Here is a 7810-nt window from a genome sequence, read left to right on the forward strand (position 1 = left end):
GATCTGCTGGCGACCACGGTCTGGGGCCGACGTCCCGGCGCGGGGACCGGCCGCACGGACGAAGACCGGGAGGCGGGGGCGGGTTCCTCGTCGCCGGCGAGGCCGTCGAGGACCTCGCGGGCGAGCTCGGCGACCGGCCTCCCCGTCGACCGCGCCTCGCGACGCAGCGACTCGAAGGCCACCCGTGCGCTGGTGCCGTGCCGCTCGGCGAGGACGCCGATCGCCCGCTCGGTGGAGACCCGGGCGGCCAGTGCGTGCTCGAGCTGGGCGACCGTGCGCTCGAGGGCGGCCACGCGCGCGTCCACCGGGTCGTCGTCCGCCGGGTTGCCCGTCGCGCCCCGGGCCGAGCGGCGCGCGGTCCGGTCGGGCTCGATCAGCGCGCCGAACTCCTCGGCGACGAGGTCGGCCAGGGAGAGGCCCTCGACGAGGTCGGCGGCGTCCTGGACACCACCCGGCGAGACCACGGCCCAGCCGCGGGCGGTCCGGGTCAGCGCGACCGGAGGTGCGGCGGACGGGCAGGCGTCAGCCGTGGGAGAGGGCTCGTTCCCCGAGCTCATTCCGACGGCCCCCGCACTGGTCAACGGTCCCACGGACCGGAGGATCTCGGCGCCGCGTTCGCGGCCCGCTGAGGGGCGATCATGCCCCTTCGAGGGCCGTGGAGCGGGGATCATCTGCGCTCAGGCCTCCGCCGGGCGGCTGAGCTGGGCCTTCACCTGGTCGATGCTGGGGTTGGTCAGGGCGCTGCCGTCGGCGAAGAGCAGGGTCGGCACGGTGCGGTTCCCGCCGTTGGCCTGCATGACCAGCTCGGCCGCCGAGGGGTCCTGCTCGATGTCGACCTCGGCGTACTCGATGCCTTCGCGCTGCATGAGCTTCTTCAGGCGCACGCAGTAGCCGCACCACGTCGTCGTGAACATGGTGACGGGGGCGGCATCGGGCAGGGGCGCGGCGGTCATCGAGGGGATCCTCCCTGGTCGTGCGGAGCGGGTCCACCCCCGGGAGGGTGGCACGCCGGGTGTAGAAGGCAACGCCGTGTTCCTGGGGATGCTTCCCCGGATCGTCCGACGCGGCTGGGAGGATCGGTCCGACCACATCCGTCCGGGAGTTCCGGACGGCGCCGCCACACGGACACGGGAGGAGCCTGCGATGACGTCAGTGGACAGCGGGATCCGGTCCCGCGCCGAGGCCGTCCTCGCCGCCCTGGACGACGAGCAGCGCACGGCCGCGCAGGCCGTCACCGGCCCCGTCTGCATTCTCGCCGGTGCCGGCACCGGCAAGACCCGCACCATCACCCACCGCATCGCCTACGGCGTGCACACCGGTGTCTACGTGCCCGAGCAGGTGCTCGCCGTGACCTTCACGGCCCGCGCCGCTGGTGAACTGCGCGGCCGCCTGGCAGCTCTGGACGTCGGAGGAGTGCAGGCGCGCACCTTCCACGCCGCGGCGATGCGCCAGCTGCGCTACTTCGCCCCGCGGGTGCTCGGCGGGCCCATGCCGTCGCTCGTCGAGAACAAGCTGCGGCTCGTGGCGACCGCGGCGTCCCGGTCGCGGCTGTCGACCGACCGGACCAGCCTCCGTGACCTCGCCAGCGAGATCGAGTGGGCCAAGACGACCCTCGCCACGCCCGACGACTACCCGGCGCGGGCCAAGGCGGCCGGCCGGGAACCGCCGTTCGAGGCGTCCGCCGTCGCGGCGGTCTACGCCAGCTACGAGTCGGCGAAGCAGCGCGACGGCGCGCTGGACTTCGAGGACCTCCTGCTGGTGACCGCCTACGCGCTCGAGGAGCACCCGGCCGTCGCCCGGGAGGTGCGCGGTCAGTACCGCCACTTCGTCGTCGACGAGTACCAGGACGTCAACCCGCTGCAGCAGCGGCTGCTGGACGCCTGGCTCGGCGGGCGGGCCGAGATCTGCGTCGTCGGCGACCCCAACCAGACCATCTACTCCTTCACCGGGGCCGACCCCGACTACCTGCTCGGTTTCGCCGACCGCTATCCCGACGCCGAGGTCGTGAAGCTGGAGCGGGACTACCGGTCGACGCCGCAGGTCGTCGCGCTCGCCAACCGGCTGATCGGCCAGGCGCCGAAGCGCAAGGGACTGCCCGGGCTCCGACTGCTCGGTCAGCGACCCGATGCGGCCGAGCCCACGTTCGTGGAGCACCCGGACGAGCCGGCCGAGGCCGCCGCCGTGGCAGCCCGCTGCAAGGCGCTCATCGACGAGGGCACCCCGGCGGCGGAGATCGCCGTCCTGTTCCGGATCAACGCGCAGTCCCAGGTCTACGAGGCCGCGCTGGCCGACGTGGGCGTGCCCTACGTCCTCAAGGGCGGGGAGCGGTTCTTCGAGCGCCCCGAGGTGCGCGAGGCGGTGCTGCTGCTGCGGGGCGCGGCGGCCGGGGGCAGCGACCCGGGGGCGCTGGTCCCCACGGTCCGCGACGTCCTGGCCTCCACCGGCTGGGTCGAGCACCGCCCACCGGCCGGCGGCGCGGCGCGCGACCGCTGGCAGTCGCTCGCCGCACTGGTGGACCTCGCCGTCGACCTGGTGGCGGACAACCCCACCCTCGACCTGGCCGGCTTCGTCCAGCACCTCGCCGAGCGCGCGAACGCCCAGCACGCGCCCACCGTCCAAGGGGTGACGCTCGCGTCCATGCACGCGGCCAAGGGCCTGGAGTGGGACGCGGTGTTCGTCGTGGGACTGGTGGACGGCGTCGTCCCCATCGCCCAGTCGCTGTCGCGGCCGGAGGCGGTCGAGGAGGAGCGGCGGCTGCTCTACGTCGCCGTCACCCGTGCGCGCGAGCAGCTGACCCTCTCCTGGTCGCTGGCCCGCAACCCCGGCGCCAAGCGGTCACGACCGCGCAGCCGCTTCCTGACCGGACTGGCCCCCGAGTCGACGGCGACGGCGCCACCGGCCCGCCGGGCCGGCAAGAAGCAGAAGATCGTCCTCGAGGGCGAGGCCGGTCAGATCTTCGAGCGGCTGCGCGCGTGGCGCAGCCAGGCCGCGCAGTCCCAGTCGGTGCCCGCGTACGTGGTCTTCACCGACGCGACCCTGCAGGCGATCGCGGAGACCCGGCCGGCGAACCTCCGGGAGCTGTCCGGGCTGCCGGGGATCGGCGCCCGGAAGCTCGAGCTCTACGGCGAGGACGTGCTCGCGGCCCTGGCATGACGCCGGGCTCCGGACCGCCGACGGCTCGGTACCGAGGGCGACGGCAGGCGGTCCTCCCTGAACTGTGCGACACCTCTGGAGGAAGTCGCCGTTAATTCGATTGACCCCGCTCCGACGGCGGTCATAGTGTCTCGCCACACACGAGCTGCACCCCAGCGCTCCCGGCCGCCCGGCCGGAGCGAGAGCCGGAGAGGAGGGGGCAACTGATGATCACCACGACGTGGACCAACGCCCCCGCCGACCTCCTCGGCCTGGGCGGCAATGCCATGCGTCCGTGCTCCGCCGCTCTCAGCGGCAGCGCTGTGCCCGCTGACGTCGCCATGATCGCGCCCTTCGGCGCGGTCCAGGGGACGGGTCTGCCCATCGGCGGCACCGTCGTCCGCGTTCGCGAGGCCTTCCCGCAGACCGGCACCCCGAACCTCACCCACAACTACATCGGTGCCAAGAACGACGGCACCAGCCTCGGGATCCACACCCGGGGGAGACCGCTGAGCTGACGCTCGACCGGTCCTCCTCGAGGCCGCGGAACCCGAACCCGGGATCCGCGGCCTTTCTCTTTGTCTGCGGCACCCGGTCCCGACCACCGGTCGGCGGGTTCCCGCCCGCTCGCCGGCGAACAGATCGCAGACGAGAACAAGGAGGAGCGGCAGTGCAGCAGACGATCGCCCGCCCGACGTCCCACCGCCGACCCGGGCTCTCGGCGAACCACAGCTCCGGGTCCTCGACCCGGCACGGCAGGGGACGCCGCACCGGTGCAGGGCTCACCGGGGTGTGGGGCCGCCTCGGGGGAAACCCCCCGGTCCAGGGGAGCCCGGGTCGGCGGTGGGACGTCGGGCGGGCGATCGTCTGCTGCACTGCCGCTCCTCCTTGTTCTCGTCTGCGATCTGTTCGCCGGCGAGCGGGCGGGAACCCGCCGACCGGTGGTCGGGACCGGGTGCCGCAGACAAAGAGAAAGGCCGCGGATCCCGGGTTCGGGTTCCGCGGCCTCGAGGAGGACCGGTCGAGCGTCAGCTCAGCGGTCTCCCCCGGGTGTGGATCCCGAGGCTGGTGCCGTCGTTCTTGGCACCGATGTAGTTGTGGGTGAGGTTCGGGGTGCCGGTCTGCGGGAAGGCCTCGCGAACGCGGACGACGGTGCCGCCGATGGGCAGACCCGTCCCCTGGACCGCGCCGAAGGGCGCGATCATGGCGACGTCAGCGGGCACAGCGCTGCCGCTGAGAGCGGCGGAGCACGGACGCATGGCATTGCCGCCCAGGCCGAGGAGGTCGGCGGGGGCGTTGGTCCACGTCGTGGTGATCATCAGTTGCCCCCTCCTCTCCGGCTCTCGCTCCGGCCGGGCGGCCGGGAGCGCTGGGGTGCAGCTCGTGTGTGGCGAGACACTATGACCGCCGTCGGAGCGGGGTCAATCGAATTAACGGCGACTTCCTCCAGAGGTGTCGCACAGTTCAGGGAGGACCGCCTGCCGTCGCCCTCGGTACCGAGCCGTCGGCGGTCCGGAGCCCGGCGTCATGCCAGGGCCGCGAGCACGTCCTCGCCGTAGAGCTCGAGCTTCCGGGCGCCGATCCCCGGCAGCCCGGACAGCTCCCGGAGGTTCGCCGGCCGGGTCTCCGCGATCGCCTGCAGGGTCGCGTCGGTGAAGACCACGTACGCGGGCACCGACTGGGACTGCGCGGCCTGGCTGCGCCACGCGCGCAGCCGCTCGAAGATCTGACCGGCCTCGCCCTCGAGGACGATCTTCTGCTTCTTGCCGGCCCGGCGGGCCGGTGGCGCCGTCGCCGTCGACTCGGGGGCCAGTCCGGTCAGGAAGCGGCTGCGCGGTCGTGACCGCTTGGCGCCGGGGTTGCGGGCCAGCGACCAGGAGAGGGTCAGCTGCTCGCGCGCACGGGTGACGGCGACGTAGAGCAGCCGCCGCTCCTCCTCGACCGCCTCCGGCCGCGACAGCGACTGGGCGATGGGGACGACGCCGTCCACCAGTCCCACGACGAACACCGCGTCCCACTCCAGGCCCTTGGCCGCGTGCATGGACGCGAGCGTCACCCCTTGGACGGTGGGCGCGTGCTGGGCGTTCGCGCGCTCGGCGAGGTGCTGGACGAAGCCGGCCAGGTCGAGGGTGGGGTTGTCCGCCACCAGGTCGACGGCGAGGTCCACCAGTGCGGCGAGCGACTGCCAGCGGTCGCGCGCCGCGCCGCCGGCCGGTGGGCGGTGCTCGACCCAGCCGGTGGAGGCCAGGACGTCGCGGACCGTGGGGACCAGCGCCCCCGGGTCGCTGCCCCCGGCCGCCGCGCCCCGCAGCAGCAGCACCGCCTCGCGCACCTCGGGGCGCTCGAAGAACCGCTCCCCGCCCTTGAGGACGTAGGGCACGCCCACGTCGGCCAGCGCGGCCTCGTAGACCTGGGACTGCGCGTTGATCCGGAACAGGACGGCGATCTCCGCCGCCGGGGTGCCCTCGTCGATGAGCGCCTTGCAGCGGGCTGCCACGGCGGCGGCCTCGGCCGGCTCGTCCGGGTGCTCCACGAACGTGGGCTCGGCCGCATCGGGTCGCTGACCGAGCAGTCGGAGCCCGGGCAGTCCCTTGCGCTTCGGCGCCTGGCCGATCAGCCGGTTGGCGAGCGCGACGACCTGCGGCGTCGACCGGTAGTCCCGCTCCAGCTTCACGACCTCGGCGTCGGGATAGCGGTCGGCGAAACCGAGCAGGTAGTCGGGGTCGGCCCCGGTGAAGGAGTAGATGGTCTGGTTGGGGTCGCCGACGACGCAGATCTCGGCCCGCCCGCCGAGCCAGGCGTCCAGCAGCCGCTGCTGCAGCGGGTTGACGTCCTGGTACTCGTCGACGACGAAGTGGCGGTACTGACCGCGCACCTCCCGGGCGACGGCCGGGTGCTCCTCGAGCGCGTAGGCGGTCACCAGCAGGAGGTCCTCGAAGTCCAGCGCGCCGTCGCGCTGCTTCGCCGACTCGTAGCTGGCGTAGACCGCCGCGACGGCGGACGCCTCGAACGGCGGTTCCCGGCCGGCCGCCTTGGCCCGCGCCGGGTAGTCGTCGGGCGTGGCGAGGGTCGTCTTGGCCCACTCGATCTCGCTGGCGAGGTCACGGAGGCTGGTCCGGTCGGTCGACAGCCGCGACCGGGACGCCGCGGTCGCCACGAGCCGCAGCTTGTTCTCGACGAGCGACGGCATGGGCCCGCCGAGCACCCGCGGGGCGAAGTAGCGCAGCTGGCGCATCGCCGCGGCGTGGAAGGTGCGCGCCTGCACTCCTCCGACGTCCAGAGCTGCCAGGCGGCCGCGCAGTTCACCAGCGGCGCGGGCCGTGAAGGTCACGGCGAGCACCTGCTCGGGCACGTAGACACCGGTGTGCACGCCGTAGGCGATGCGGTGGGTGATGGTGCGGGTCTTGCCGGTGCCGGCACCGGCGAGAATGCAGACGGGGCCGGTGACGGCCTGCGCGGCCGTGCGCTGCTCGTCGTCCAGGGCGGCGAGGACGGCCTCGGCGCGGGACCGGATCCCGCTGTCCACTGACGTCATCGCAGGCTCCTCCCGTGTCCGTGTGGCGGCGCCGTCCGGAACTCCCGGACGGATGTGGTCGGACCGATCCTCCCAGCCGCGTCGGACGATCCGGGGAAGCATCCCCAGGAACACGGCGTTGCCTTCTACACCCGGCGTGCCACCCTCCCGGGGGTGGACCCGCTCCGCACGACCAGGGAGGATCCCCTCGATGACCGCCGCGCCCCTGCCCGATGCCGCCCCCGTCACCATGTTCACGACGACGTGGTGCGGCTACTGCGTGCGCCTGAAGAAGCTCATGCAGCGCGAAGGCATCGAGTACGCCGAGGTCGACATCGAGCAGGACCCCTCGGCGGCCGAGCTGGTCATGCAGGCCAACGGCGGGAACCGCACCGTGCCGACCCTGCTCTTCGCCGACGGCAGCGCCCTGACCAACCCCAGCATCGACCAGGTGAAGGCCCAGCTCAGCCGCCCGGCGGAGGCCTGAGCGCAGATGATCCCCGCTCCACGGCCCTCGAAGGGGCATGATCGCCCCTCAGCGGGCCGCGAACGCGGCGCCGAGATCCTCCGGTCCGTGGGACCGTTGACCAGTGCGGGGGCCGTCGGAATGAGCTCGGGGAACGAGCCCTCTCCCACGGCTGACGCCTGCCCGTCCGCCGCACCTCCGGTCGCGCTGACCCGGACCGCCCGCGGCTGGGCCGTGGTCTCGCCGGGTGGTGTCCAGGACGCCGCCGACCTCGTCGAGGGCCTCTCCCTGGCCGACCTCGTCGCCGAGGAGTTCGGCGCGCTGATCGAGCCCGACCGGACCGCGCGCCGCTCGGCCCGGGGCGCGACGGGCAACCCGGCGGACGACGACCCGGTGGACGCGCGCGTGGCCGCCCTCGAGCGCACGGTCGCCCAGCTCGAGCACGCACTGGCCGCCCGGGTCTCCACCGAGCGGGCGATCGGCGTCCTCGCCGAGCGGCACGGCACCAGCGCACGGGTGGCCTTCGAGTCGCTGCGTCGCGAGGCGCGGTCGACGGGGAGGCCGGTCGCCGAGCTCGCCCGCGAGGTCCTCGACGGCCTCGCCGGCGACGAGGAACCCGCCCCCGCCTCCCGGTCTTCGTCCGTGCGGCCGGTCCCCGCGCCGGGACGTCGGCCCCAGACCGTGGTCGCCAGCAGATC

Annotated in this window: 8 protein-coding genes; 4 read left to right on the forward strand and 4 right to left on the reverse strand. The window is 73.8% G+C overall.

The genetic code is table 11. The features are described from left to right. Together E4P40_RS24645 and E4P40_RS24650 are read right to left on the reverse strand one after the other, a co-directional pair. The coding region (locus E4P40_RS24645) for an ANTAR domain-containing protein (protein WP_135160990.1) at positions 1-557 on the reverse strand (557 nt) is incomplete at its 3' end. 120 nt (positions 558-677) lie between these two features. Further along, positions 678-953 (reverse strand): mycoredoxin, encoded by a 276-nt coding sequence (locus E4P40_RS24650; protein ID WP_135160991.1) that lies wholly within the window; start codon positions 951-953, stop codon positions 678-680. A 190-nt stretch (positions 954-1143) separates the two neighbouring features. Here E4P40_RS24650 and E4P40_RS24655 point away from each other — a divergent pair, with 190 nt between their 5' ends. After that, positions 1144-3153 carry an ATP-dependent DNA helicase UvrD2 gene (locus tag E4P40_RS24655; RefSeq protein ID WP_135160992.1) on the forward strand — a complete coding sequence of 670 codons (2010 nt, stop codon included), beginning with the start codon at positions 1144-1146 and terminating at the stop codon, positions 3151-3153. 206 nt (positions 3154-3359) lie between these two features. Next, positions 3360-3650, forward strand: coding sequence for a hypothetical protein (locus E4P40_RS24660; protein ID WP_135160993.1), 291 nt, complete (start codon positions 3360-3362; stop codon positions 3648-3650). Between the two features lie 510 nt (positions 3651-4160). Here E4P40_RS24660 and E4P40_RS24670 read toward each other — a convergent pair. Together E4P40_RS24670 and E4P40_RS24675 are read right to left on the reverse strand one after the other, a co-directional pair. Further along, on the reverse strand, positions 4161-4451 hold the full coding sequence (locus E4P40_RS24670) for a hypothetical protein (protein WP_135160993.1): 291 nt from the start codon (positions 4449-4451) through the stop codon (positions 4161-4163). Positions 4452-4657: 206 nt separating this feature from the next. Next, complete coding sequence (locus E4P40_RS24675; protein WP_135160992.1) at positions 4658-6667, reverse strand: ATP-dependent DNA helicase UvrD2; 2010 nt, start codon at positions 6665-6667, stop codon at positions 4658-4660. 190 nt (positions 6668-6857) lie between these two features. Here E4P40_RS24675 and E4P40_RS24680 point away from each other — a divergent pair, with 190 nt between their 5' ends. Together E4P40_RS24680 and E4P40_RS24685 are read left to right on the forward strand one after the other, a co-directional pair. After that, positions 6858-7133 (forward strand): mycoredoxin, encoded by a 276-nt coding sequence (locus E4P40_RS24680; protein ID WP_135160991.1) that lies wholly within the window; start codon positions 6858-6860, stop codon positions 7131-7133. 120 nt (positions 7134-7253) lie between these two features. After that, the coding region (locus E4P40_RS24685; RefSeq protein WP_135160990.1) for an ANTAR domain-containing protein at positions 7254-7810 on the forward strand (557 nt) is incomplete at its 3' end.

This window comes from Blastococcus sp. CT_GayMR20 (genome assembly GCF_004570345.1).